Annotated in this window: 21 protein-coding genes; 7 read left to right on the forward strand and 14 right to left on the reverse strand. The window is 70.6% G+C overall.

The window, feature by feature from the left end; translation table 11 throughout:
* Positions 1-11 precede the first annotated feature (11 nt).
* Positions 12-2,576 (forward strand): S8 family serine peptidase, encoded by a 2,565-nt coding sequence (locus ACSHV8_RS49875; RefSeq protein ID WP_436527505.1) that lies wholly within the window; start codon positions 12-14, stop codon positions 2,574-2,576.
* Position 2,577: 1 nt separating this feature from the next.
* Here ACSHV8_RS49875 and ACSHV8_RS49880 read toward each other — a convergent pair whose 3' ends face one another.
* The 5 genes from ACSHV8_RS49880 to ACSHV8_RS49900 all read right to left on the reverse strand — a co-directional run bounded on the left by ACSHV8_RS49880 (position 2,578) and on the right by ACSHV8_RS49900 (position 6,725).
* Positions 2,578-3,192 carry a suppressor of fused domain protein gene (locus ACSHV8_RS49880; protein ID WP_436527506.1) on the reverse strand — a complete coding sequence of 205 codons (615 nt, stop codon included), beginning with the start codon at positions 3,190-3,192 and terminating at the stop codon, positions 2,578-2,580.
* Positions 3,193-3,284: 92 nt separating this feature from the next.
* Positions 3,285-3,536, reverse strand: a complete 252-nt coding sequence (locus ACSHV8_RS49885; RefSeq protein WP_436527507.1) for a DUF6510 family protein — start codon at positions 3,534-3,536, stop codon at positions 3,285-3,287.
* The gene (locus ACSHV8_RS49890) at positions 3,536-4,216 is read right to left on the reverse strand and encodes a ferredoxin reductase (RefSeq protein WP_436527508.1); all 681 of its coding nucleotides are present in this window, start codon (positions 4,214-4,216) and stop codon (positions 3,536-3,538) included. The genes ACSHV8_RS49885 and ACSHV8_RS49890 overlap by 1 nt, the downstream gene beginning before the upstream one ends.
* 26 nt (positions 4,217-4,242) lie before the next feature.
* Entirely contained in the window at positions 4,243-4,842 is a 600-nt protein-coding gene (locus ACSHV8_RS49895) for a sulfite oxidase-like oxidoreductase (RefSeq protein ID WP_436527509.1), read from the reverse strand.
* 26 nt (positions 4,843-4,868) lie between these two features.
* Positions 4,869-6,725: a S8 family peptidase gene (locus ACSHV8_RS49900; RefSeq protein WP_436527510.1), complete on the reverse strand. Its 1,857-nt coding sequence runs from the start codon at positions 6,723-6,725 to the stop codon at positions 4,869-4,871.
* Positions 6,726-7,001: 276 nt separating this feature from the next.
* Between ACSHV8_RS49900 and ACSHV8_RS49905 the strand changes: the two genes are divergently transcribed.
* The 4 genes from ACSHV8_RS49905 to ACSHV8_RS49920 all read left to right on the forward strand — a co-directional run bounded on the left by ACSHV8_RS49905 (position 7,002) and on the right by ACSHV8_RS49920 (position 10,406).
* Positions 7,002-7,436, forward strand: coding sequence for a nitroreductase family deazaflavin-dependent oxidoreductase (locus ACSHV8_RS49905; RefSeq protein WP_436527511.1), 435 nt, complete (start codon positions 7,002-7,004; stop codon positions 7,434-7,436).
* A 155-nt stretch (positions 7,437-7,591) separates the two neighbouring features.
* Positions 7,592-8,749 carry a DUF5925 domain-containing protein gene (locus tag ACSHV8_RS49910; protein ID WP_436527512.1) on the forward strand — a complete coding sequence of 386 codons (1,158 nt, stop codon included), beginning with the start codon at positions 7,592-7,594 and terminating at the stop codon, positions 8,747-8,749.
* Positions 8,750-8,818: 69 nt separating this feature from the next.
* Positions 8,819-9,316 (forward strand): SigE family RNA polymerase sigma factor, encoded by a 498-nt coding sequence (locus ACSHV8_RS49915; RefSeq protein ID WP_436527513.1) that lies wholly within the window; start codon positions 8,819-8,821, stop codon positions 9,314-9,316.
* Between the two features lie 4 nt (positions 9,317-9,320).
* A complete protein-coding gene (locus ACSHV8_RS49920) occupies positions 9,321-10,406 on the forward strand; it encodes a hypothetical protein (RefSeq protein WP_436527514.1) in 1,086 nt (361 codons plus the stop codon).
* Positions 10,407-10,542: 136 nt separating this feature from the next.
* Here ACSHV8_RS49920 and ACSHV8_RS49925 read toward each other — a convergent pair whose 3' ends face one another.
* The 7 genes from ACSHV8_RS49925 to ACSHV8_RS49955 all read right to left on the reverse strand — a co-directional run bounded on the left by ACSHV8_RS49925 (position 10,543) and on the right by ACSHV8_RS49955 (position 16,761).
* On the reverse strand, positions 10,543-12,042 hold the full coding sequence (locus ACSHV8_RS49925; protein WP_436527515.1) for a multicopper oxidase family protein: 1,500 nt from the start codon (positions 12,040-12,042) through the stop codon (positions 10,543-10,545).
* Positions 12,042-12,458 carry a DUF6220 domain-containing protein gene (locus tag ACSHV8_RS49930; RefSeq protein WP_436527516.1) on the reverse strand — a complete coding sequence of 139 codons (417 nt, stop codon included), beginning with the start codon at positions 12,456-12,458 and terminating at the stop codon, positions 12,042-12,044. Before ACSHV8_RS49930 ends, ACSHV8_RS49925 begins: the two co-directional genes overlap by 1 nt.
* A 47-nt stretch (positions 12,459-12,505) precedes the next feature.
* Positions 12,506-13,753 carry an adenylosuccinate synthetase gene (locus tag ACSHV8_RS49935; protein ID WP_436527517.1) on the reverse strand — a complete coding sequence of 416 codons (1,248 nt, stop codon included), beginning with the start codon at positions 13,751-13,753 and terminating at the stop codon, positions 12,506-12,508.
* Positions 13,753-14,673: a hypothetical protein gene (locus ACSHV8_RS49940; RefSeq protein WP_436527518.1), complete on the reverse strand. Its 921-nt coding sequence runs from the start codon at positions 14,671-14,673 to the stop codon at positions 13,753-13,755. The genes ACSHV8_RS49935 and ACSHV8_RS49940 overlap by 1 nt, the downstream gene beginning before the upstream one ends.
* Positions 14,674-14,686: 13 nt before the next feature.
* The gene (locus tag ACSHV8_RS49945; protein WP_436527519.1) at positions 14,687-15,598 is read right to left on the reverse strand and encodes a molecular chaperone DnaJ; all 912 of its coding nucleotides are present in this window, start codon (positions 15,596-15,598) and stop codon (positions 14,687-14,689) included.
* Positions 15,595-16,344 carry an NUDIX hydrolase gene (locus ACSHV8_RS49950; protein WP_436527520.1) on the reverse strand — a complete coding sequence of 250 codons (750 nt, stop codon included), beginning with the start codon at positions 16,342-16,344 and terminating at the stop codon, positions 15,595-15,597. The genes ACSHV8_RS49945 and ACSHV8_RS49950 overlap by 4 nt, the downstream gene beginning before the upstream one ends.
* 129 nt (positions 16,345-16,473) lie before the next feature.
* Complete coding sequence (locus tag ACSHV8_RS49955; protein WP_436527521.1) at positions 16,474-16,761, reverse strand: DUF1540 domain-containing protein; 288 nt, start codon at positions 16,759-16,761, stop codon at positions 16,474-16,476.
* A gap of 373 nt (positions 16,762-17,134) precedes the next feature.
* Between ACSHV8_RS49955 and ACSHV8_RS49960 the strand changes: the two genes are divergently transcribed.
* Positions 17,135-18,826, forward strand: coding sequence for an IPT/TIG domain-containing protein (locus ACSHV8_RS49960; RefSeq protein WP_436527522.1), 1,692 nt, complete (start codon positions 17,135-17,137; stop codon positions 18,824-18,826).
* Between the two features lie 281 nt (positions 18,827-19,107).
* The gene (locus ACSHV8_RS49965) at positions 19,108-20,307 is read left to right on the forward strand and encodes a hypothetical protein (protein WP_436527523.1); all 1,200 of its coding nucleotides are present in this window, start codon (positions 19,108-19,110) and stop codon (positions 20,305-20,307) included.
* 69 nt (positions 20,308-20,376) lie between these two features.
* Here ACSHV8_RS49965 and ACSHV8_RS49970 read toward each other — a convergent pair whose 3' ends face one another.
* Together ACSHV8_RS49970 and ACSHV8_RS49975 are read right to left on the reverse strand one after the other, a co-directional pair.
* Positions 20,377-21,021 carry a hypothetical protein gene (locus tag ACSHV8_RS49970; protein WP_436527524.1) on the reverse strand — a complete coding sequence of 215 codons (645 nt, stop codon included), beginning with the start codon at positions 21,019-21,021 and terminating at the stop codon, positions 20,377-20,379.
* Between the two features lie 18 nt (positions 21,022-21,039).
* A complete protein-coding gene (locus ACSHV8_RS49975) occupies positions 21,040-21,711 on the reverse strand; it encodes a hypothetical protein (protein WP_436527525.1) in 672 nt (223 codons plus the stop codon).
* Between the last annotated feature and the right edge of the window lie 14 nt (positions 21,712-21,725).

Raw genomic sequence — 21,725 nt, forward strand, 5'->3', positions numbered from 1 at the left:
GAGGCATCGGCATGGTTCGGCGATGGATCACCTTTACGCTGGCAGGACTGCTCGTCACCACCGCGCTCGGCGCGCCGGCCTCGGCCGCCGGGCGCGGTGATCGATACCTGGTGCGGCTGAAGGCCGGGAGCACGTCGCCGAGTTCGGTCGGCGGCCCGGTCCACCGCCGGTTCGGCGCCGCCTGGCCCGGTTTCAGCGCCGACCTCACCCCGGCCGCGGCGGCCCGCCTGCGGCGCAACCCGGCGATCGCCTCGGTCGAGCCGGTCCGCCGGGTCCGGATCAGCGACACCCAGACCGGCGCCGGCTGGGGCCTGGACCGGGCCGACCAGCGCGCCCTGCCCCTGGACGGCAGGTACACCTGGACCGGCGGCGGCGCCGGCGTGACCGTCTACGTGGTCGACACCGGGGTGATGGCGAGCCACACCGAGTTCCAGGGCCGGGCCAGTGTGCCGATCAGCACGGTGGACGACCCGTTCGGCACGACCGACTGCAACGGGCACGGCACGCACGTGGCCGGCACCGTCGCCGGGGCCACCTACGGCGTCGCCAAGAAGGCGAAGATCGTCGGCGTCCGGGTCCTCGACTGCATGGGCGAGGGCACCGACGAGGGTGTGATCGCCGGGCTCGACTGGGTGATCGCCAACCACGTCAGCGGACCGGCCGTGGTCAACCTGAGCCTCGGCGGCGACCCGTCACCAGCCCTCGAACAGGCCGTCAACGCGACGATCGCCGACGGCATCACCGTGGTCGCCGCGGCCGGCAACGACAGCGGCGACGCCTGCGGGCACAGCCCGGCCCGGGTGCCGGCCGCCGTGACCGTGGGCGCGACCAGCCGCGACGACACGCTCGCGTCGTTCTCCAACCGGGGACCGTGCGTGGACCTGCTGGCGCCCGGCGACGGCATCCTGTCGGCCACCACCTGGTCGGACACGGCGAGCACGACGATGTCCGGCACCTCGATGGCGACCCCGCACGTCTCCGGCGCCGCCGCCCTGATGCTCGGGCGCGAACCGGCCCTCACCCCGGCCGCGGTCGCGGCCCGCCTGAGCTCGTCGGCGACCCCCGGCGCGGTCCGCGGGGTGCCCGGCGACACGCCGAACCTGCTGGTCAGCACGCTCACGACGGTGCTGCCGCTGGCCACCCCGGCCACTCGGCGACTGCCCGACCCGCTGGTGAGCCAGGCCTACGCGGCGACCCTGTCGGCCACGGGCGGGGTCGGGCCGTACACGTGGGCGGTCACCGGCGGGACCCTGCCGGCCGGGCTGACGCTGAGCGCGGCCGGCCGGATCAGCGGGACGCCGAGCGCCGCGACGGCCGCGACCCCGGTCACCGTCCGGGTCGGCGACAGCGGCGGGCGCACCGCGACCTCGGTGGTCACCCTGGCCGTCCGCACCCCCGCGCTGCCCGCCGTCGGCGAGTTCCTGCCGGTGCTGCGCGCGACCGGGGGCGGCCAGCCGTCGGGCGACGCGGGTGCGGTGTCGTTGAGCGCCGACGGGCGGTACGCGGCGTTCGTATCCGCGGCCGACGGCGTGTTCATCACCGACCTGGCCACCGCGACCACCACGCCGGTCGGCCCGGGCTGGGAACCGGACATTTCGGCCGACGGTCGCTGGATCGCCTTCACCTCGTCGGCGCGGCTCACGGCCGAGGACGTCAACGACACGTCCGACGTCTACCTGGCCGACCGGACCACCGGTGCGCTCAAACTGATCAGCCGCCCGGCCGGGAAGCCCGCCGCCGGATACAGCGAGTCGCCGTCGGTCAGCGCGGACGGCACCCGGGTCGCCTACGTGTCCTCCGCGCCCGCGCTGTGGGGCGGCACCGAACCGGCCATCACCGACCAGGTGCTGGTCGCCACGGTCGCCACCGGCGCCCAGACGGTGGCCAGCGTGACCACGGCCGGCCGGCGCGCCGACTCGTCCAGCAGCGGCCCGGTGCTCTCCGGCGACGGGCGGTACGTCGCCTTCACCTCGTCCGCGAGCGCCCTGAGCAGCGCCACCCCGGCGAACAACTACGCGGCCCACGCGTACCGGCGGGACCTGACCGCGGGCACCACCCGGATGGTGTCGGCCCGCGCCGACGGGACCGCGGACACCTGGGGCGAACTGCTCGACATGTCCGCCGACGGCCGGTACGTGCTGCTCACGTCGATGGACCAGCTGGCCGGGGACGTCGGGGCGATCTACACCCAGGCGTACTGGCGGGACCTGACCGCGGGGACCACCCGGGTCGCCTCGCGGGACCCGGGCGCCGCGTTCACCGCCGACCGGGTCACCGGCGGGCGCATCTCCGGGGACGGCACCCAGGTCGTCATCGCCGTCCAGCACAGCAACCCGCTCGACCCGTCGGCCGACGCGGCCGGTCTGCTCGCGGTCACCCCGTCCACGGGCGCGTCCGTCCGGGTCGGCCCGTGGCGCGCGTCGCTGCCGCTGGACTACACCGGCACCCGCCGGGTCACCGACAACGCCGTCCTGTCCGGCACCGGCGCCTACCTGGCCCTGGCCACCACCGACGCCTCCTCGATCCCGGGCTACGTCGCCGGCCCCCTGACCCCGGAGGTCACCCGCCTGCGCTGACTCAGGAGGGGCGTTCCGCGAGGATGTCGACCCGCTGAAGGAGGGTCTGGACGAAGTCGAGCGGGGGGAGGGCCCGGCCCAGGTCGCGCTCCTGGTCGGTGATCGGGATGACGTTGAGGATGCGGACCGGGCCCTCGACCGTGCGGATGTAGTCGCGGGCGTTCTCGGTCAGCGGGCCGGAGAGGAAGACCGCGTGGCAGCCGGGGAACGTCGGGAACTCCTGGCCCAGGCCGATCAGGTGACCCCAGTCGAGCTGGGTGCCGGCCCGGAACGGGTGGACCGCGAGGTTGGCCAGCTGACGGGCGATCTCGTTCTCGGCCCGCTCGGTCAGGGCTCCGCGCCGGGAGAACTGCAGCTCGGCCCGCCCGCTGCCGCCCGGGCCGGACAGCTCCAGCCGCCCGCTGGCACCCGGGCCGGGGGTGGACGGCATCGGGCGGCCGGCCATACCGATCGTGGTGAACGAGGTGAGGCCGATCCGGGCGGTCGGGCGGTAGATCAGCACGTCGATCCGGGGGAGCGGGCCGGCCGGGTCCTCGAAGAGGAAGCCGCCGTCCTCCTCACCCCAGTGCTTCTGATGTGCGAGAAAAACGTCCCTCAATACCGCCGGTGCCGCCACAGCCGTCGACTCTATGCGATCTTGCTGTGGGCCGCGGGGCGTGACCTGCGGACGTGACCTTCACCGCCGTACGCCGCAATCGTCTTTGATCGTCAGACGGGCATCTCCAGGCGAGCCGTTCCGGTCAGGGTGAGGAAGACACGGGTCGGGGTGCGGACCAGGCTGAGCACGACGTCGCCGCAGTTCGGGCAGCGGGCGACCGCGCCCGGGACCGGGGTCCAGACGCGGAGCGTGGCGATCGCGTCCGCGTGCCGGCAACCGGCGCAGGTGAAGCGGGCGGCCGTCATCTCCACCGCGAAGACCTCGGCCAGGTCACCGGCCAGGGCGTTCCCGTCGATCTCCATCACTTGCCCCCGAAACGCTCGGTGCGGATCTTCTTGGGGTCGTGGCCGAGGGCGACGAGGATGTCGGCGACCGTCTCGACGAACCCGGTGGGGCCGCAGACGAACACGTCGGGCGCGAAGTCGGGCGGCCAGCCGTGGCTGTTGACCGTGGCCACGTCGATCCGTTTCGGCTGCTCCTGGCCCTTACGGGTGTAGACGAAGTGCACGTCCAGACCCGGATCGTCGCGGACGCGGCGCCTCAGCTCGTCGGCGTAGCACGCGTCCTCGGGCGTGCGCACCGAGTAGATGACCCGGAAGAGCTGACGGGCCCGCAGGCGGCCGCGCTCGCGGATCATCGACATCAGCGGCACGATGCCGGAGCCGCCGGCGATCAGCACGACCGGGGCCGGCTGGGCCGACCGCCAGACGAACCAGCCGCCGATCGGGCCGCGCAACTCGATCTTGTCGCCGACCTCGACGACGTCGGTCAGGTACGGCGAGACCTCGCCGTCGGCCAGCCGCTGCACGGTGATCTCGACCGGGCCGTCACCGGGCCAGTCGGACGCGATCGAGTAGCTGCGCTGGGCCGAATACCCGTCCTCGGCGGTGAGCCGCAGGTCGAGGTGCTGGCCGGGCAGGTGCCCGGACCAGTCGGGGACGTCCAGGACGAGCGTGCGGGCCGACGGGGTTTCCTGGCGCACGGCCGTGACCGTCGCCGCCTGCCAGGTCAGTCGCCCTGGTAGCGCTGTTCGAGCCACGGGTCTCCGTACATGTGGTAGCCGGCCGCTTCCCAGAAGCCGGGCTCGTCCTCGTGCATCATCTCCAGGCCGTTGACCCACTTGGCCGACTTCCAGAAGTACAGATGCGGGATCAGCAGGCGGGCCGGGCCGCCGTGCTCGGGGTCGAGGGGCTCGCCGTCGAACTCGTAGGCGATCCAGGCCTTGCCGTCCAGCAGGTCCTCGAGCGGGATGTTCGTCGTGTAGCCGCCCTTGCTGTGCGCCATCACGTAGTCGGCCGCGGTCTCCACGTCCTCGAAGAGCGTGTCCAGCGAGACGCCCTTCCACGTGGTGCCCAGCTTGGACCACTTGGTGACGCAGTGGATGTCCTTGGTGAACTCCTCGGACGGCAGAGCGGTGAACTCGGCCCAGTTCCACGCGTGTTTCTGGCCGGCCTCGGTGGTGATGGTGAAACTCCACCGGTCCAACGGGATGCGCGGCGTCGGACCGGCGGAGAGCACCGGGAAGTCGTGTGTCAGGTACTGGCCGGGCGGCAACTCGGGCGCGGAGTCACGCCGCCGCCCGCCGAAGCCCCGGGAGATGATGCCCATGGGCTATGAGTAAACCTCATACCGGGTCAGGCTTTCACCGTCTTGCTCGTGACACCGGCCACCTTGCTCGTCGATCCGAGCACCACCCGGTAGGCGCCGCCGCTGACCAGACCGGTCACCGTCCGGCTGCTCGTCGCCGGGTAGGTCTTCACGGTGGCCCAGCGGTTGACCAGGTACCGCTGCACGGTGAGCTTCTGCCCGGCCACGCCGGTCACCTTCACGGTCAGCGTCTTCTTCGCCGTCCTGCTCAAAGAGACAACTGCCTTCACGGTGTACGTCGTGGTGGCCGACGCCGCGGTGTTCGTGCTCGTGGCGGCGACGGAGAGGCGGGCCCGGAACGAGGCGGTGGCCGCCCGGGACAGCGTGTACGTGCCGGCCGAACTCGTCTTCACCGCGCTGCAGGACCAGGCGCCGCCGGCGACCGAGACGCAGAGCGTCGCCGGTTTGCCGGCCCACGAGGTGACCTTGAACGTGGTGCTGGTCTTCGTGCCGTAGGCGACCGAGCGGCTGGTCACGCTGGTGGAGACGGTGGGGTGGACGACGACCGGGGTGCTGGTGGCGCTGGGCGTGGGGGTCGGGCTCACCGTCGCGGTCGGGCTCGTGGTCGGGGCGGTCGACGGGGTGGAGGCGACTTCGGCGAGGGCCGCGGCGGCGTCGATCCGCCCGTACCCGTAGTCGTTGTCCCGCCCGGTCGGGCCCAGGTCGACCGCGGTGCTCTCCAGCGCCGACTCGACCTGGTCCGGGGTGAGGCCCGGGTGGGCCGCGAGCAGCAGCGCGGCCGTCCCGGCCACGTGCGGCGAGGCCATCGAGGTGCCGTTCATCGTGGCGTAGCCGGTCCCGCTCGCCGCCAGCGCCGTCGGATAGGTGCTCAGGATGCCGCTGCCGGGCGCGGCGACATCGACATAACTGCCGGCGTTCGAGTACGACGCGACGGCGTCCCCGGAATCGGTGGCGGCCACCGCGATCACGCCCGCGTCCGCGCCCGGATAGCTGACCGGGCTGCCCTTGGCCCGCTCGTTGCCGGCCGCGGCGACGACGACCACGCCCTTGCTCCGGGCGTAGGTGATCGCGACGCTGACCGCGCTGGACTGCCCGGAGCTGCCGAGCGACATGTTGATCACGTTGGCGCCGTGGTCGGTGGCCCAGACGATGCCCTGCGCGGTGTCCGACATGTCGCCCGAACCGTCCTTGCCCAGGGCCCGGACCGGAAGGATCTTGACGTTCGGGGCGATCGACGACACGCCGATCCCGTTACCGGTCAGCGCGGCGATCGTGCCGGCCACGTGGGTGCCGTGCCCCTGCGGGTCGGCATTGCCGCCGACCGTGTCGGTGGTCGTGTCGTAGCCGGTCAGCACCTGCCCGGCCAGATCCGGGTGGGACGCGTCCACGCCCGTGTCGATCACCGCGACGGTCACGCCGGCACCGGTCGAGGTCGTCCACGCCGCGGGCACGTTCATCTTGCTCAGATCCCACTGCCTGCTCCGGTACGGATCCGAGCCGCTCGGCGCCTCCAGGGCGTGCACGACGCCGTCGACCTCCACACCCAGCGCGTTGTCGGCCCGCTGGGCCTGCTCCACGAGCCGGGTCGCGGTCGCCCGGTCCCGGGCCTCGTGCACGGTGATCACCGGACGGCCGTCGGCGTCCAGGGCGGTCCCGACCACCCGGGCCGGTTTGGCCGCGGAAACCTCGGCGGGCAGGATCTCGGCCGGATCGGCGGCCAGGGTGGGCGCGGCCATGGCGTACAGGCCCGGACCGGCGGCCAGCGCGTACGTCTCCGGCCGCAACCCGGTCGAGCCGGCGGGCAGCGCGAGCGCGCCCAGCCCGGCGATCACCGCCGCCGTCGAGGCCATCGCGAACGCCCTACCGCGCAGAGACACCGTCATCCCGTCCCACTTCCTCGTCGACCGCCTTGAGGACAAGGTCCGTGTGATGAAGTGCGATCCCGTCAGCCGCAGGGTGCGGTTCGGGAGCCGTTGATCGGTAGGTCCTGGGTCGTGGATCGCGCGGGGCTGCGGCGTGGCCCAGGCGGCGCCTGACGGCAGCCGGAGGAAGGCCACATACAAACCCGGTATGCGACCTTCCTCCGGCCGACGCCAGCCACCACCTGGACCTCGCCTCGCTCCCACGCGATCCACGACCCAGGACCTAGACTCGGACCCATGCCGCTGACCGGTGAATACGAGCCCAGCACCTCCAGCTGGGCGCGCGAGCAGGCCGAGACGTACGAAGCGACCGACGGCGTCGAGGGCAACGACATCCAGGGGATGTCGATCGTCCTGGTGACCTCCGTCGGGGCGAGGAGCGGAAAATTGCGGAAGACCCCGCTGATGCGGGTCGAGCACGAGGGTGAATACCTCGCGGTCGGCTCCCTCGGCGGTGCCCCGAAGAATCCGGTGTGGGTCTACAACCTGCGCAAGAACCCGCACGTCGAGTTGCAGGACCGCGCGGAGCGGTACGACTACACGGCCCGGGAGCTCTCCGGCGCCGAGCGGGAGGTCTGGTGGGCGAGGGCGGTCGAGGCGTTCCCGAACTACGCGGTGTACCAGACCAAGACCGAACGGCAGATCCCGGTCTTCCTGCTGACGAGACTCTGACGACGTACGCCGAAAATGCGGGCGGCCGAGACACGGATCGCCTGCCCAGCCCCCGGACGGAACCCATCGGCACCCGGGACGCAACCCACCCGGTGGGCGCGGATGGCGCGGAAAAAGAGGATGCCACCAGGCCAGTTGGCCGCGATCATGGGATTATGCGGACCCCCCACCAGCCCCTCGACCGCGCCAACGGCACGGCGGTCCCGGCCGCCCGCACGCCCGTTTCCGTCAACCCGCCCGCGGCGACCATGCCGATGTCCGGTTCCGTCGACGACGGCGACCGCCTGGTGGATCTCGTCGATCTCATCGCTCTCGACCCGTTCGTCACCGGGCGGGAGCCCTTCGGCCGCACCACCTGGCTGGAGAACCTGCGCGCCGACGCGCCGCTGACGATCCCGGACGCACGTGTCGTGCGGGACGCGGTGGAGGACGACGGCCACGGCCGGCTCAGCGTCGGCGACGGCTGGACCCTGCACGTCATGCGCTGGAAGCAGAGCCGCCGGGCCCGGGTCACGGTCACCGCCGTCAGCGGCGAACTGGCCGAGACGATCCTCACCACGGTCACCGCCGACGCGGTCGAGGAACCGGCCCCGGCCGACGACAGCGTGCCGGTCGGCTTCTGGCACTACGGTCCGCACGGTCCGCGCCGCACCCAGCGGGAGATCGGCGCGGCACCGTGGGACGTGATCAAGCGCAACTACGCCCGCCCGGTCGGTGACACCCTCGAGAAGCTGATGGCGATCGACGGGACGAGCGTCACCGGCCGCCTTCTGCTGCTGCACGGCGAGCCGGGCACCGGCAAGACCACCGCGCTGCGGGCCCTGGCCCAGCAGTGGCGCACCTGGTGCCAGGTGGACTGTGTGCTCGACCCGGAACGGTTGTTCGGCGACCCCGCCTACCTGATGAGCGTGGCCCTGGGCAGCGGCGACGAGGACGAGCCGAAGTGGCGTCTGCTCATGCTCGAGGACTGCGACGAACTGATCAGCGGGGACGCCAAGGCCAGCGCCGGCCAGTCGCTGTCCCGCCTGCTCAACCTGACCGACGGGCTGCTCGGGCAGGGGCGCAACGCGCTGATCGCGATCACCACCAACGAGGACCTGTCCTCGCTGCACCCGGCCGTGGTCCGGCCCGGGCGGTGCCTGGCCAGCATCGAGGTGGGCCGGTTGCCGTACCAGGAGGCGGTCGGCTGGCTGGGCACGTCCAAGGGGGTCGGGCCGGACGGCGCGACCCTGGCCGAGCTCTACGCCCTGAAGACCGGCGCCGAACCGGTCACCGTCCCGAAGCAGGCCCCGCCGACCGGAATGTATTTGTAGAACCGTGCAACCCCGGGGCCGTCCACCCACGACAGAAAGGGTGGACGGAACCACTGACGGGGGAACGGGATGCGTTCTGATCACGAGAAGGAGTACGCCGACTATGTCGCCGGGAGATTGTCCCGGCTGCATCGGGCGGCGTATCTCCTGTGCGCGGATCCGCACCAGGCGGACGACATCGTCCAGGCGACGGTGACCTCGCTCTACCTGAACTGGAGACGGGCGGTCCGGGCCGACGACCTGGACGCGTACGTTCACCGCATCCTGGTGCGGCGGTATCTCGACGAGCGCCGGCGGCGCTGGTCGCGGGTGCTGCTCGGCGACCGGATACCCGACCGTCCCGCGCCGGCCGCGGCCGACGTGGAGGAACGGGACGCCCTGATGACCGCCCTCCGCTCGCTGCCACGGGGGCAGCGAGCCGTGGTGGTGCTGCGCTTCTTCAGCGACCTCTCGGTCGAGGCGACTGCGGAGGCGCTGGGCTGCTCGGTGGGGAACGTCAAGAGCCAGTGCGCGCGTGGCCTGGCCGCGTTGCGCACCGCGCTCGGCACCTTCCAGGAAGCGAGGTAACGGCGTGGAACAGGAACAGACGTTGCGGGACCTGCTGGAGGAGATTCCGGCCCCGCCGAGCACGGTCACGATCGACTGGGTGCTGCCCGCGGGGCGGCGGGCCCGGCGCCGGCGGCGAGCGGTGTGGGCCGCCGGGACGAGTGTCGCCCTGACCCTCGGCGCCCTGGTGGCGACACCCGCACTGCTCAGAGGATCCGCGGCGCCCGTCCTGCCGGCCACGCCGTCACTCCCGCCGGCCCGGCCCCCGGCCGACTGTCACGACGTGAAACTGGCCCAGACCGGGATGAGCGGGCTGGACCCGGTGGCCGTCGACCCGTCCGGGCGGTACATCGTCGGCAACAGCACCGTCGGCGGCCGATCCCGGCCCGTGCTCTGGACCGACGGCCGGCCCAAGGGCCTGGGGTATCGGAACGATTCCACCCGGGCGACCGACGTGAACTCGGCCGGCACCGTCGTCGGGGTCTCCGGCGATGAGATCGTCCAGATCCCGCCCGGTGACGCCGGTGCCCTGAAGGTGTTCGACGCCGGGGCGCCGACCTCCGACCCGGTGATCAACGCGGCCGGTGACGTGCTGTTCAGCGTCACCCCGGCCGTCGACCGGACCATCGCCATGATCTGGCGGGCGGGGGAGCCCGAGGCCCATCCGCTGCCGCTGCCGACCGGTGCCCTGGCCGAGGACCTGGCCGACGACGGCACGATCGTGGGCGCGGTGGACAAGGTCGCCTACATCTGGGCCGCCGGCGGCCCCGGGCGAGCGCTGCCGACACCGGCCGGGGCCAAGACCGTGGCCCACGCGGTCCGCGGCGACTGGGTGGTCGGCAGCATCGCACTCCCGGGCCGGGCGACCACGACGGCGCTGTGGAATCTGTCGACCGGGGCGCTGACCGAGATCCCGGGGGAGTTCCACTCGGGCATCGCGGTCAACACCTCCGGCTGGTTCGTCGACAACTGGCACGACCTCGACACGGGAACCACCGACGGCGCCGACGCGGCCCCGGCCGGTGACCCGCACGCCGAGATGGCCGACCTGTCCGACACCGGCCTGGTGGTGGGCACCCTGCCGGACGGCCCCCACGCCTGGCAGTGCTGACCGCCGACCTCCGGCGTCGCCGCCGCCGGGAGTGCTGACCGTCGACCTCCGGTGTCTCCGCGGGAGTGCTGACCGTCAGTCTCCGGTGTCGCTGCCGGAGGGCTCCCGGCCGATCGCCGCGAGACCGGGCTCGGTGTCACTCGGGGGTGTTGCCGGTGGGGCCGCCGACCTGGAAGGAGCTGCGGACTCCGGCGTAGGAGAGGTGGACGACCAGACCTTCCGGGACGTGCTCCAGGTTGTGGCAGTGGTCGGCCCAGATGCCCGGGTTGTCGGCGACGAAGGCGATCACGTAGGTGGCGCCGTCGCCGACGTCCAGGGAGTCGGTCCACCACGGGCTGCCGGTGGCCGGGACGCCGTCGCGGCTCAGGACCACGACGTGGTGGCCGTGCAGGTGCATCGGGTGGACCTCGCCGCTGCCGTTGTGCAGGGTCATCCGGACGACGTCGCCCGTCTTGACCATGAACATCGGGACGTCCGGGAAGAGGTGGCCGTTCACGGTCCACCACATGCCGGGGCGGCCGTCGAGGAACCCGAAGCGGCGGCCGATGTCGTACCGGAAATTGCGGTTGGCCTTGTCAGGGTCGAAACCGAGAGGAGCGCTTTTCCCGTACGAGAGGAAGTCGACCGTGCCGGTCGGGAGCGGGCCGGGGTTCGTGCCGGTGGCCGCGACCGCCGCGCCGCCGCCCACGTCGACCCGGGCCGGGGCGTCGAGCTGCAGGTCGACGCGGCCGCCGGCGGTGAGCAGGACGGCCTGGTCCGTGATCGCGGGCGGCTCGTTGACGTCGTGGCCGTCGATCGCGGTGACGCGGAAGGTGGTTCCGCTGACCCAGATCCGGATCGGGCCGGCGTCGGTGTTGATCAGCCGCAGGTGGTCGGCGGTGAGCGCGGAGACCCCGGGCGTGCCGTTGATCGTCCGCTTCCCCTGGTAGGTGTGCACCATCGCCACCTGATCCACGGCGTCGCCCGGGCCTTTCGCCGCAGAAGTCGCCGGAGCCGCAATAGTTGCGGAAGTCGCAGAAGTTGCGGAAGTCACCGGAGCCGCGGAGGTTACGGGATCGGTTGGCGGCTCGGCGGCGGGTGCCGGGCGGGGGGTGACGATCAGGGCGCCGAACAGACCGTTCTTGACCTGCTCGTGGGAGACCTGGTGGGAGTGGTACCAGTACGTGCCCGCGTCCCGCACCATGAACCGGTACACGAAGCTCTGCCCCGCGATCACCGCGTCCTGGGTGATCCCGGCGACCCCGTCCTCCCCGTTCGGCACGTCCACGCCGTGCCAGTGCAGGGTCACCCCGTCCGGCACGGACTCGTTGACCAGCGTCACCTGCACGAGTTGTCCCTGCTCGGCCCGGATCTCGGGCCCGGGCGTGGCGCCGTTCAGCGTGTACCGGCCGCCCTCCTTGCGGGCGGTGAGCGTCACCGCCACGTCGGGTGGGCCGCTCGGCCCTTTGAGGTCGGCGACCGACATCCCCGCGGTGTGATCGTGCGAGACGACGGTGCCGCCGCCGTAGTCCGGGTAGCCCGTCGCCGCCATGTCGTAGGTGCCCGGCACCAGGCTGTCGTACCAGAAGTAGCCGACCGGCCCGAGCACGGCCAGGGCCGCCACCACGGCGATGGCGGCCCGGATCGAGGTGCGCATCAGGCGACGGCGACCGGCGCGGCCGGGGTCTTGGCCTTCTGCCCGGCCATCTGGGCCAGCCCGGCGACCGCGAGCGCGTTGAGCCCGTGCAGCGCTCCCAGTCCGGGCACGGCGTAGCTGGCGAACGCGAGGGCGATCTGCAGGACGACCGCGCCGAACGTGAGCGCGGCCCATTTCACCCCGCCCGGGATCCGGGCGAAGAACGAGACCACGAGCAGCGCGACGGCCAGCAACGGGATGACGATCGCGCCGACGGTGCTGTGCAGGTTGTGACCCCAGTTGCGGGTGTTGTTGTCGAAGACGCCGCCGTTGTCGACGTCGTTGAGCACCAGGAACCAGGCGGCGGCGATCGCGGCCAACTGGACGACGACGCCGAGTGTGATCAGACCGGACAGGACGCGATAAGCGGAACGCATCGGGCTCTCCCCCTTCAAAACCGATGCTCTCAGCGTTCTCTCAACGGTCAGACCAGGCAATACGACGACAGTCGTATCCCCGGCGGGCGTTGTACTCCCACCGGGACCGCATGGGGGACAAAACGCTTGTCGGTGCTGCGCGGGCCGTACGACTCCAGGGTTACGGGTGCGCCCAGGAGTGCGCCGATCTCGCCCGCCCAGTCGGCGGGCCGGTGCAGCTCGGCGGGCCGGGCCCGGGTCAGCCACGCGGTCAGGCGCTCCTGGTGTTCCAGGTCGCGGTGCGGGCCGGGGACGATGCGGTCGTGGATCTCGCCGTCGACCCGATACGACGTACAGATGCGCAATTGTTTGTTGATCTTGGGGGTGTCGAGGTGGGTGACGGCGAGCTCGTCGATGCCGCCGGCCACCTCGACGGCGTAGCGGTGGGCGACCGCGTCGAAGTGCCCGGTCCGGAACGCGCCCTGCCACTCGCCGTGCCCGTTGTGGTGTTCGGGCAGGTCGAGGAGGGGGTTCTCGGTGACGAAGGGACCGGCGCCGTGCCGGGTGGTGTACGTCCGGACCACGCCGAGCCGCCGGAACGACGGGCACAGCTCGGCCACGTTGTCGAACGTCGTGGTGGACCAGGTGGTGTGCGGGTGCCAGCCACGCCACTCGTCGAGCAGGACACCCTGGGCGCCCTCGAAGACGCACGGGCCCTCGGACAGCAGCCGCATCGTGTGGCTCTCGTGGACGATCCGGACGGCCCGGCCGAATGCGGTGAACGCGTCCACCACGTCGTCGATCGGCGCGTCGGCGAAGCCGTAGGCCTCCTGGACCTTCTCCAGGCGGCGCCGCAGTCGTGCGGGGGAGAGCACGTCGGCGACCCGCGGGGCGTCGGGGTTGCTCATCGCGTACGCCATCGTCTCGCCGATGCCCATGCCGCAGGAACCGTGCCGGTTCGAGCGTTCCTTGCGCCGGTTCGCGGCGCGATGCCACGGCGTGGCGAGCAGTGCGTCACCGTCGATCGTGAGCAGGTCGTACGGGTTCCCGAGGGCGGCCGCCTCGGCCGAGAGGGCCAGCGGGTCGACGACCATGAACCGGGTCAGGTGGGTCGGCACCCCGCGCAGCGTTCCGGCGCCGAACTGGCTGAACGTGTGGTGCCGGCCGTCGGCCGCGATCACGTTGTGCGCGGCCTGCGCTCCCCCGTTGAAGCGCAGGACCGCTCGTACCTTTTGTTCCCCGCAGAGGGCGTCCACCACCGTGCCTTTTCCGGCGTCGCCGTAACCCAGGTCGACGACCGCGGTGTGTTCGGGCATCACAGCCTCCTGATCTGCGGTGTCCGATCCGCGAACGGGGCCAGCGCGCCGGCGACCGAGCCGGTGGCGGCCGAACCGTAGGAGGCGAGGTCGTCCAGGCCCTCGTCCAGGTCGACGGTGTCCTCGCCGAGCCCGACGGTGAGCGCGATCGTCTCGCAGACCGCGTTCAGGTCGTCGAGCTCCAGCACGTTCTGCCCGAGCAGGTCGCGCCAGGCGTCCAGCACCTCGCGGTCCCCGCCGTAGCCGGACGCGCTGGGCAGGATGAAGAACACCTCGAACCTGCGCTTGAGTTCGGCCACGATCGACTCGACCGGGATCGCCTCGCGCAGGTCGTCGCCGATGACCTGCTTGACCTCCTTGGGCTTGACCTTCCGGTACGGCAGCTCGTCGCCGATCAGGAACAGGTAGCCCTTCTTCTGCCGCTGGACCATCGAGTCGGTCACCACGTGCCGGGCCAGGAAGTACATGGCGAGCTCGTACGACTCCCGTTTCTGCCCGCCCCCGCCGCCCTCCAGGACGATCCGGGACAGGTCCTCGTCCATCCGGTTGTCGGACTCGAACTGGCCGACCTGCAGCGGCACCCGGTCGCAGGTGGCGTCGCCGATCGCCCCGAACATGATCTGCGGGTCGGTCGCGTACCCCTTGCGGGTCAGCAGGCCGAGCAGCTGCGGCAGTTTCGTCTGCAGCACCCGCGGCACGTTGCCCATCGAGCCGGTGACGTCGAACATCACCACGATCGGGGTGCTCGCCGGGTGCTCGTCGTTGTCCCGGGACTCGCGCATGAAGACGCCCTGCGGGTCGAGCTCCGGGTGCGCCTTCCGGGCGCCGCTGTCGCTGTAGGCGAAGGCGCTCTGCCCGGTGGCGGCCCGGAAGTTCTCGGCGGCGGTGTAGACATCGGTGGACCAGCGTCCGCTTCCCATGATGGTCTCCTGATCAGTTTCGGTAGCGCGGGGGGATGAGTTCGTCGAGCTCGGCCAGGAGCAGCCACGCGTTCTGCGGGCGCATCCGAGGCGCGTCGTACAGGCAGCCGTCGGCGAACCGCCGCAGAGGAAGCGGCATGTCCGGCCCGAACAGGCGCTTCATCAGGCCGGCGGCCAGATGGAGGTCGGTGGCGGCGGTGACCCGGCGCGCCTCGGGAATCTCCGGCGGGTACTCCAACTCCCGCCTGGCGATGAGCGCTTTCGGTCGTGCGCCGATCGGGGCGGAGTAGCACCAGTCGACCAGGACCAGCCCGCGGACCCGCGGGTCGATCAACACGTGCTCCTCGAACACCGCCGCGTGCACGATGCCGGCGCGGTGCGCCCAGCCCAGGCCGGCCAGCAGCCGCCGCCAGATCCAGACCAGATCGGCCGCCTCCAGGTCCGCCGATTCGGCCAGGTTGCGGAAACCTCGCTGTCGTTTCACCACATTCGCCGTACGGCTGTGGTAGTCGAACGTGTCCTTGAGCTCCGGCGCGTAGGCGCGGTAGCTCGGGTCGCCGTGCGTCCACAGCCGGCGCAGCGCGGTCGCCTCGGTGCGCATCAGATCGTTGTTGGCCCGGTTCCGGACCACCTTGACCAGCGCGTTGCCATCCTCGAAGAGGTCGGCCAGGTCACCCTTGAGGGCGGGCTCGCGGTCCGCCCGGTCGGCTCGCTTGTGGTAGAGCGCGTTCAGCTTGGCGAACGCCTCGTTGGCGGGCGCCCGGCGGGCCGCGTCGGCGGTGTCCGGGTGCACGATCTTGGCGAGTTTCCGGTACGCGTTCCGCTCGATGCCGACCCCGGTCTCGTCGAGCAGGTCGGCGAAGGTGCGGGCCGCCGCGATCCGGGCGGCCGCCTCCTCGAACGTCGTGGCGAATCCCGTGTTCATCGGACTCTGTCCTCCCGTGTCGGCCTCAGCAGCGCCGGGTGCAGCAGCCGCGCGTCCCCGGCCCGGTAGAGCCGCGCCTTCGGCCCGCCGCGCTCGCCGCCGCGCGACGCGGTCTCGCCGGTGCTCTCCACGAACCCCGGCACCGACAGCACCTTGCGATGGAAGTTCCCGGCGTGCAGTTCCTCGCCCCACACCGCGGCGTAGACCTGGCGCAGCTCGGAGATGGTGAAGTCGTCGCCGACGAAAGCGGTGGCCAGCGGCGTGTACTCCAACTTGTCGCGGGCGCGCTCCAGGCCGTCGGCCAGGATCAGGTCGTGATCGAAGGCGAGATCCTTCGCCTCGTCGACCGGGACCCAGTAGGCCCGGGCGGCGTCGCTCCCGGCGACCGGCTCCGGCAGGTGGGGCGCGAAGGCCAGATAGGCGACCGAGACGATGCGCATCCGAGGATCACGACCAGGATTTCCGTACGTCTTGAGCTGCTCGAAATGGACTCGCTCGTCGATGTCGGCCGCGGTCAGGCCGGTCTCCTCGGCCAGCTCGCGCAGCGCCGCGGTGTCGAGCGTCTCCTCGCGGACGAAGCCGCCGGGAAGCGCCCGCCGGCCGGCGAACGGCTGCTCACCGCGCTCGACGAGCAGGACGCAGAGCGCGCCGTCCCGGATCGTCAGCGCCACGACGTCGACGGTCACGGCGACGGCGGGGTAGTCCCGGGGGTCGTATCCGTCCAGGAAGCTCGCCTCGTCGGTCATCGTCGCCGTCCTTCTCACTGTGAGTTTTACTCGATGTGAGATGAACCTAGCGCGCTCGATCGGCCCCTGTCAACGCCGGGCACCAAAAGAGCCCGCCACCAGGGCGGGCTCTTCGTTGATCGGGTGGATTTACTTCTCGTACGTCAGGCAGTCCGCCCGGTCCGAGGAGGCGCCCACGGTGATCGCCGGGGCTCGGCACTCCAGATCGTTGTTGTATTTGCAGTCGGCCCGCTTGCAGGCACCCACCTGCGCGGTCGCCACACCCATCCCGCCACTGAGGCCGGACCCGATGAACGTGTCACACTCCGCGTTCATGTCCCCGATCGTGATCGCGAACGCGGTGCATCCGTCGTGGTTGTAGCCACAGTCCGTGACCGTGCAGGTCTGGACCATGGGCATGTTCATCATCTGAGTCATCGCGCGTCCCTCCCTCGAATCCCGGTTTGCTCGCCCCCGAATGTAACCATTGTTTGCCGTCATACACGTTTTTCGCGGTTAATTTTCGAAAAGCAGGAATTGTTAGGCGACCCTATTTAGGTAAGGCGTGCCTAAGTAATTCTTGCGCAGCATTGATCGCCGCAATGTATGTCGCTGATCGCATGTTTGAGGCGCCGAATCCTAGCCCCTGGGGCACCTGATGTCTGATCTATGCGGATGTTTCTGACTTTGTGGTACCAGGCCGTCACGAATAGTTACGCTTCCGGCGAGACGGCCCGCGACGGTTCTCCGGACGCAGGGCCCCATCCACATCCAGCGACGCGGTCCGACAGGACCCGTAGGAGGACCTCGCATGAGCAAGACCAAGTCCAGCACCATCCGGCGCCGGCTCCGCCGCGCCGGCCTTGCGACGGGAGCGAGCACCGCACTCCTCGCCGCGATGAGCGCGGCTCCGGCCTACGCGGCAGCCGGCACGCTCGCCCTGAGCTCGTCCGGTGGCCCGACCGCCGGTGGCAACACCATCGTGGCGACCATCGCGACCGCTCCGACCTCGCCGAACCCGACGTCGTTCACCTCGACGACCGCCGTGTACTTCGTTGCCGCGGCGGCCTCGACCGCCACTTCGGCGACTTGCCCGGCTACCTATCCGTCGACCGCCCCGGCCACCAACCTGGTGGCGACGGGTTCGCCGGCGGTGAAGGTGCTGGCGACCAACAAGATCGCTGTCACGGTGCCGGCCGGCGTCATCGTGACCGCCGGTGGCGTCTACCGGTACGCCGTCTGTGCCTTCGGTTCGAACACCTCGGGTGCGAACCTGATCGCCAGCGCTCAGTACACCGTCGGCGCCAAGCCCACGATCGCTTCCGTGAACGGCATCGCTCCTCTGAGCGGTCCGGCCCTGGGTAACACCAGCGTCACCGTCACCGGCACCGGTTTCGTCGCCAACACGGCGACCGCGACCAACACGATGGCGAGCATCGACGGCGTTCCCCTGGACAACATCACCGTCGCGGGCAACGGCAACAGCTTCACCGCCACCACGCCGGCGCACACCGCCGGTGGTCCATTCCTGCTGGCCGTCACTACGCCCGGCGGCACGGTGAACACGCTCGGCGCCACCACGACCAAGGCCAGCCTGTTCAACTACACGAACGGCATCGTGGCCTCGCCGAACACCGCGCCGAACTACAAGGGCAGCGTGGACCTGGACGTCCTGGGTGTCGGTTTCGCGAACTACACCTTCGACGCGACCACCGGTAACACCCCGAACGGCAGCACGGCTCACGTCTACCTGAGTCCGTCGACCGGTTACAACCCGTACGGCACCACCGGTAGCGGTCTCACCGGTAACAAGACCACGCCGCAGCTGAGTGAGTGCGTCAACGTCCTGGTGATCACCAACACCGAGCTGCTCTGCTCGCTGCCGCTCAACCACACCTACACCGGTGTGGCGGCAGCGGCGCTGACCACCTCGGCGGCTCGGGGCACGCTTCACGTCACCACCACCAACAATTCCACGACCATCACGTCGACCGACGCGGCCTTCACGCAGAACGACGTGGGGCTGCCGGTCAGCGGTACCGGTATCGGCGCCAGCGCGGTGGTCGCGTCGGTGCAGAGCGCCACGCAGGCAACCGTGTCCGTGGCCTCGACGGCTGACGGCACCGTCGCCGACTTCTCCGTCGGCGGTCCGAAGACGGCCCTCACCGGCACGCTGGCCTCGGACAAGAAGAGCCTGACCGGTCTGACCGGCTGGACGCAGGCCGACGTCGGCCGGGCGGTCAGCAGCGCGACCGCGACGTTCCCGAGCAACGCCACGATCGTCGCCGTCGGAGCTGACGGGACGACCGCGACGGTGAGCGACGCCGGCACGGGCTCCGCCGGTACTCTGAGTGACATCGTCGTCACCCCGTCGACCCCGGTGTCGAACGGAACCTACACGATCACCGTGGTCAACAACGGCGCCGTCGCCGCGCAGGCTGTCGCCGGCTACCAGCAGTCGATCATCTCCAGTGGCTCGGCCTTCACCGTCGCCGACTACTGATCGGTAAATGGAATGGTGGACCCGGAGTCGATTCCGGGTCCACCGCCATTTCCGGGCGATACTTCCGACCTTTATTCGGCCTGGCGAATCGTCTGATGCCCGGGGCTGTCCCTGAAAGAATTCTGATCGGCCCCGGTGGCAGCGGAATCATTCGCAGTCCCATCACGCCGGCGCGAAATCGGAGACGCCGATCTTCTGCGCACCCAATTCGGTCACTAAGTCGGGGCTGTGTGCCCTGCCTCAACGTGGAGGACTCAATGAAAGAAGGACGTAGGGCAGCCGTGCGTCGTCACGGCACCCGGGCGCTGGTCGTGGCCGCGGTCGCCACCTGCGGGACGGCTGCGCTGGCCAGTCCCGCCTACGCGGCGGTACCGACGATCACCAGCGTCTCCGTGGCTGGTTCGGCCACGAACAAGGTGGTCACCGCCGGATCCACCGTCGTGATCACCGGCACCGGCTTCAGCGGGATGGTCGACAACAAGGACACGGCCGGATCGTGCAGCACCACGGCGCCCGCCGTCTGGCCGGCTTCCCCGTCGAGCTGCTCCCAGGTGCGGTTCAACGGTGTGGGTGCGACCACGACCGCCGGTTTCACCCTTGCGACGCGATACAGCGTCATCAACGACACGACGATCTACGCCACGGTGCCGACGGTGACGCCGGTCGACGGGACCACCGGCTCGCCGGCCGCTGGTACCGGCTCGATGAAGGTCCAGGTGGTGAACACCACAGCCAACGGGACGTCCAGTGGTATCAGCGCGTCGGCAGCGAGTGAGGTCTTCTACCGTGGACCGCTGACCGCGGCCATCAGCCCGGCCGCCGTCAACGCCAACCCGAACGGTGGCGGCGCGATCACCGTCGGCGTTTCCGGTGTGGCGGCCCTGACCGCGACCACCTTCCCGCAAGAGAAGATCACCGCGTACGTCAGCAGTGTGGTCAGTGGTCAGACCTCGCCGCAGGTTTCCCAGGCCACGGTGGCCTTCAAGGATGCCACCAATGTCACCGTGACCGTGCCGCCCAGCGGCGCCTCCGGCGACTACGCCGGTGTGATGCTCGTCCACGACGGGATCACCGGCACTGCGGACGTCGATTCGCTGAAGTACCCGGCCGTGATCACTCAGATCAACAGCTGCTCCGCCGACATCAGCTCGTACATCTCCAGCCCGACCACGACGTTCCCCACCTGCACCGGCTCGGCCACCGCTCCGAGTGCGGCCGCCAGCACCGCTGATTACAAGATCACCGGTAAGGGTCTGTCCGGCGCCACCGCGTGGAGCTTCGACGGGGCTGGCGGTAACGTCGCCGAGACATGCGTGACCATCTCGGACACCACCGCCTACTGCCACATCGTTGTCACCGCCCCGCCCACGTCGGGTGTCGCACCGGTGACGTTCACGCCGGCGGCCGTGGGGTCGACCAGTAGCGCTCCGGCCCTGGTGCCGACGCCGGGTGGCATCGTGCTTTACACGACGCTCGTCTGATGTAAACAGCCTCTGTTCGCGTAGATGCCCGGTCCACGAGGACCGGGCATCTACCGTTTCCGGGCGAGGCTATGAGCCCATCCTTTTCCATTCCCTGTCCAGGGCGGTCACGCTCGCCTTCGCTGTCGGGTTCGTCCGTAGGTCGACGGCGACCGTGTAGACGCTCTTCTTCGGAGTGAGGCGCCAGCAGATCAACAGGGTCGGCTTCGCCTTCGGCGGTGAGTCACTGACCTGGATCATCCGTGAACAGTTCGCGTCCCCGTGCGGCTCGCCGTTGTCGGCGACCCAGGCCAGTTCGGCGTAGCCGGAGAGGTCCTGTTTGCTGGAGACGATCCGCATCAGGTGTTTGTCCTTCTGGACGCTCCCGATCTCGACGCGCCGGACCTTGGACGGGTCGACCGCGGTCGGAGCCTTCTCGCGGGGACGGCGGACGGTCGTGCCCAGGCGTTCGTTGGCGCCGCGGGCGTCGCTCAGCCGTTCGGACGTGCTCTTGGGCGCGACCGGGCCCATCGGCCGTTCGGGCGCCGACATGCCTTGCACACTGCCGACCACCTGCTGCTCGGCGGGCGGAGATGAGGTGGCGGCGACCGGGGCTTTCCCCGCGGCCGGTTCGGGAGTGGAACCCGGCGACTGACAGGCGGTGGCGCCGAGAACGGTGGCGAGGCCGGCGAGGCCCAGGACCGCCCGCTTGGGGAGGAGATCAGCGTGTCGCATCTGGTCCTTCTTTCAGGGTCAGCCGAGCTTTTTCCACTCGCTGTCGACAGTGGCGGTGCTGTCCGCGATCGAGGGCTTGCCGTTCGGGGTGACGGAGAGGACGGCGACGCTGCGCTTGTCCGAGGTGCGCCAGCAGAGCAGCATCGTCGGGCGCAGGCCGCCCGGGTCGCCCTGGCTGAAGTGGAACTTCTGGGTGCACTTGGATCCGTCGACATCGGTGCCCTGGTCGGCGGCCCAGTTCAACGGCCGGCGGCCGCTGAGGTCGTACGCGGCAGTAGTGATCTTCATGGTTCCGCCGCCCGGCAGGGACCGGGTGGTCTCGGAGGACGCGCCGACGGCATGGCCGACCTGCTCCTCGATCGGGCGTTCGACCGGGAACCCGTCCTTCTCGGCGGCCTTGCGCGCGGCCATGATCTCCTGGCGCACCCGGGCCTGATCGGTGGTGGTCGATGCCGAGGGCGTGCCGGCCGACGTGGCCGCGGCCGCCGCGGGTGAGGAAACCGCAGGTGAGGACGACGGTGGTGTGGTGGCCGGGGTTACGACGCGGTATTCCTGGGCGGTGTCCGTGTCGTCGTCGACGAGCAGGGACGTGGTGACATAAGCGCCGGCGCCCAGGACGGCGGCGAGGCCGATCATCCCGGCGGCGGTGCGGGACCGACGGCCGTACGGCTGATCGATTCTCCTGGTCATGATCGGTTCTTTCG

The organism is Actinoplanes sp. HUAS TT8 (assembly GCF_051380535.1).
Taxonomy (GTDB): Bacteria; Actinomycetota; Actinomycetes; order Mycobacteriales; family Micromonosporaceae; genus Actinoplanes.

Coding starts and splice junctions, on each gene's coding strand:
- ACSHV8_RS49875 (WP_436527505.1), top strand. CDS start 12: ATGGTTCGGCGATGGATCACCTTTACGCTGGCAGGACTGCTCGTCACC.
- ACSHV8_RS49885 (WP_436527507.1), bottom strand. CDS start 3,536: ATGGAGATCGACGGGAACGCCCTGGCCGGTGACCTGGCCGAGGTCTTC.
- ACSHV8_RS49895 (WP_436527509.1), bottom strand. CDS start 4,842: ATGGGCATCATCTCCCGGGGCTTCGGCGGGCGGCGGCGTGACTCCGCG.
- ACSHV8_RS49900 (WP_436527510.1), bottom strand. CDS start 6,725: ATGACGGTGTCTCTGCGCGGTAGGGCGTTCGCGATGGCCTCGACGGCG.
- ACSHV8_RS49905 (WP_436527511.1), top strand. CDS start 7,002: ATGCCGCTGACCGGTGAATACGAGCCCAGCACCTCCAGCTGGGCGCGC.
- ACSHV8_RS49910 (WP_436527512.1), top strand. CDS start 7,592: ATGCGGACCCCCCACCAGCCCCTCGACCGCGCCAACGGCACGGCGGTC.
- ACSHV8_RS49915 (WP_436527513.1), top strand. CDS start 8,819: ATGCGTTCTGATCACGAGAAGGAGTACGCCGACTATGTCGCCGGGAGA.
- ACSHV8_RS49925 (WP_436527515.1), bottom strand. CDS start 12,042: ATGCGCACCTCGATCCGGGCCGCCATCGCCGTGGTGGCGGCCCTGGCC.
- ACSHV8_RS49930 (WP_436527516.1), bottom strand. CDS start 12,458: ATGCGTTCCGCTTATCGCGTCCTGTCCGGTCTGATCACACTCGGCGTC.
- ACSHV8_RS49935 (WP_436527517.1), bottom strand. CDS start 13,753: ATGCCCGAACACACCGCGGTCGTCGACCTGGGTTACGGCGACGCCGGA.
- ACSHV8_RS49940 (WP_436527518.1), bottom strand. CDS start 14,673: ATGGGAAGCGGACGCTGGTCCACCGATGTCTACACCGCCGCCGAGAAC.
- ACSHV8_RS49945 (WP_436527519.1), bottom strand. CDS start 15,598: ATGAACACGGGATTCGCCACGACGTTCGAGGAGGCGGCCGCCCGGATC.
- ACSHV8_RS49950 (WP_436527520.1), bottom strand. CDS start 16,344: ATGACCGACGAGGCGAGCTTCCTGGACGGATACGACCCCCGGGACTAC.
- ACSHV8_RS49955 (WP_436527521.1), bottom strand. CDS start 16,761: ATGACTCAGATGATGAACATGCCCATGGTCCAGACCTGCACGGTCACG.
- ACSHV8_RS49960 (WP_436527522.1), top strand. CDS start 17,135: ATGAGCAAGACCAAGTCCAGCACCATCCGGCGCCGGCTCCGCCGCGCC.
- ACSHV8_RS49970 (WP_436527524.1), bottom strand. CDS start 21,021: ATGCGACACGCTGATCTCCTCCCCAAGCGGGCGGTCCTGGGCCTCGCC.
- ACSHV8_RS49975 (WP_436527525.1), bottom strand. CDS start 21,711: ATGACCAGGAGAATCGATCAGCCGTACGGCCGTCGGTCCCGCACCGCC.